Annotated in this window: 3 protein-coding genes; all 3 read left to right on the top strand. The window is 67.8% G+C overall.

All coding sequences use genetic code 11. From position 1 onward, the window contains the following. Nucleotides 1–1,132 (top strand): 4Fe-4S dicluster domain-containing protein (locus IT540_RS16750; RefSeq protein ID WP_291180576.1); only part of this gene is annotated, 1,132 nt, incomplete at its 5' end. Then, nucleotides 1,129–1,656: a hydrogenase iron-sulfur subunit gene (locus tag IT540_RS16745; RefSeq protein WP_291180573.1), complete on the top strand. Its 528-nt coding sequence runs from the start codon at nucleotides 1,129–1,131 to the stop codon at nucleotides 1,654–1,656. The genes IT540_RS16750 and IT540_RS16745, both read left to right, overlap by 4 nt. Continuing rightward, nucleotides 1,649–2,623, top strand: coding sequence for a hypothetical protein (locus IT540_RS16740; protein ID WP_291180571.1), 975 nt, complete (start codon nucleotides 1,649–1,651; stop codon nucleotides 2,621–2,623). The genes IT540_RS16745 and IT540_RS16740 overlap by 8 nt, the downstream gene beginning before the upstream one ends. Nucleotides 2,624–2,661 lie beyond the last annotated feature (38 nt).

Raw genomic sequence — 2,661 nt, 5'->3', positions numbered from 1 at the left:
GAACTTCAAGCGCGGCGTGCTCACCGACCGCTGCAAGAAGACCTGCGTCGAGGCCTGCGGCGACCGCAAGGCCATTGATTTCACGCAGAAGGAGGAGGTGAAGGAAATCCAGGTCGGCACCATCATCGTCGCCACCGGGTTCAAGCCCTTCGACGTCCGGCGCGTGCCGCAGTACGGCTACGGCACCTATCCCAACGTGTACACCGCGCTCGAGGTCGAGCGCCTCGTCAACGCCTCCGGCCCCACCGCCGGCGAGGTGATCCTGCGCGACGGCCGGCGTCCCTCGGCCATCGCCATCATCCACTGCGTCGGCTCGCGCGACAAGAAGACCAACCGCTGGTGCTCGCGCGTCTGCTGCATGTACTCGATGAAGCTCGCGCACCTGCTCAAGGAGCACTCCGGCGCCGAGCTCTACAATTTCTACATCGACATCCGCGCGCCGGGCAAAGGCTACGAGGAGTTCTACGACAAGCTGAACGAGGAGGGCGTGCACTTCATCCGCGGCCGCGTGGGCGAGGTGACCGACTGGGCCATGATCCCCGAGGAGGAGGGCAAGCTCGTCATCCGCGTCGAGGACACGCTCGCCGGCGTCGTGCGCCGCATCCCGGTGGACATGGTCGTGCTGGCCACGGGCCTCGAGCCGCACGCCGACGCGCAGGACGTGCGTCGGATGTTCAACATGAGCTGCGGCACCGAGGGCTTCTTCCTCGAGCGGCACCCGAAACTCGCGCCGGTGAACACGTTCACGGACGGCGTCTTCATCGCGGGCTGCTGCCAGGGCCCGCGCGACATCCCCGACACCGTGGCGCAGGCCGGGGCGGCGGCGGCCGAGGCGCTCGCGCTCATTGACCGCGGCTTCATCATGCAGGAGCCCAACACGGCCTACATCCTCGCCGACTGTTCCGGCTGCAAGTCCTGCATCCCGCTCTGTCCGTACACCGCCATCGCCTTCGACGAGGCCACCGGCAAGGCCGTGATCAACGAGGCGCTGTGCAAGGGCTGCGGCACCTGCGTCGGCTCGTGCCCGTCGGGCTCGATCGGCCAGCACCTGTTCGAGGACGACGAGGTGTTCAGCGAGATCGCCGGATTGCTGACCCGCGAACCACCGCCGGCCGTCGCCACCCCGTCATGAACCCTCCGACTCCGGCAACCGGCACCGCGTGGACGCCCCGCATCGTCGCGTTCTTCTGCAACTGGTGCACCTACACCGCGGCCGACCTTGCCGGGGTGTCGCGGCTGAAGTACGCGCCGAACGTGCGCGTCATCCGCCTCATGTGCTCGGGCCGCGTGGATCCCCAGTTCATCCTCGAGGCGCTCCGCCGCGGCGCCGACGGCGTCCTCATCGGCGGCTGCCACCCGGGCGACTGCCACTACGTCGAGGGCAATTACAAGATGCTCCGCCGGTACCGCCTGCTGCAGCGCATGCTGGGCGACCTCGGCATCGCGGCCCCGCGCGTGCGGCTGGAATGGATTTCCGCCGCCGAGGGCGAGCGGGTGAAGAGTGTCATCAACGACATGACCAGACAACTGCAGGCGCTCGGTCCCCTCGATCTGCCCGGGAAGTTCACGGACTGGGATGCGGAGGTGATCGCGCTCGCGCGCGAGGCGCAGGCGAAGGTCGCGGCCGAAGCCGAAGCGGAGGTGGCCCATGTCTAAACCCAAAGTCGCCTTTTACTGGTGCGCCTCGTGCGGCGGCTGCGAGGAGACCGTCGTGGATCTCGCCGAGGACATCCTCGGCGTGGTCGAGAAGGTGGACATCGTGCTCTGGCCGGTGGCGCTGGATTTCAAGTACCACGACCTTGAGGCCCTCGCCGACGGCGAGATCACCGCGACGCTGCTCAACGGCGCCATCCGCTCGTCGGAGCAGGAGGAGATGGCGGTGCTGCTGCGGCGGAAGAGCAAGTACCTGATCGCCTACGGGGCGTGCGCGCACCTGGGCGGCATTCCCGGCCTGGCCAACCAGTTCGACCGCGAGGACATCCTCCGCTTCAACTATGAGGATGCGCCGACGGTCGTGAACGAGGCGAAGACACGACCGCAGCTGGAATTCACCGAGGACGGCCGTTCGCCGCATCTGCCGGAGCTGCGGCATGTCGTGCGCACGCTGGACCAGGTGGTGGACGTGGATTTCTACATTCCCGGCTGCCCGCCGACGCCGAACCTGACCAAGGCCGCCTTTGCCGCCCTGCTCAGCGGCAACCTCCCGCCCAAGGGCTCCGTGCTGGCGCCCGACACCGCGCTTTGCGAGGAGTGTCCGCGCAAGGCCACCAAGCCGGCGGACGTGGCCTTCACCGCGTTCCATCGTCCGCACGAGCAATTGCTCGATCCGGACAAATGCTTCCTCACGCAAGGGGTCGTCTGCATGGGCCCGGCGACGCGCAGCGGCTGCGGCGCCCAGTGCACCTGCGGCAACATGCCATGCACCGGCTGCTTCGGTCAGACCTCGCGGGTGCGCGACCAGGGCGCGAAGATCCTCTCGTCCCTCTGCGCCAACGTCGCGGGCAAGACCGAGGAGGAAATCAACCCCGTGCTGCAGGGCATCCCGGACCCGGTCGGCACCTTCTACCGCTATGGTCTGCCGTCGAGTCTCCTCCGGCGGCGGGTGGACCTGCCGCATGCCTGAACCTCACTGCCTAATGTAGGAGCGGGCTTGCTCGCGAT

The sequence above is a fragment of the Hyphomicrobium sp. genome (genome assembly GCF_020852195.1).
In the GTDB taxonomy this organism is placed as follows: Bacteria; Pseudomonadota; Alphaproteobacteria; order Rhizobiales; family Hyphomicrobiaceae; genus Hyphomicrobium_C.
The sequence above is the reverse complement of the archived record's forward strand: the minus strand, read 5'-3'. Positions and strand labels throughout refer to the sequence as shown.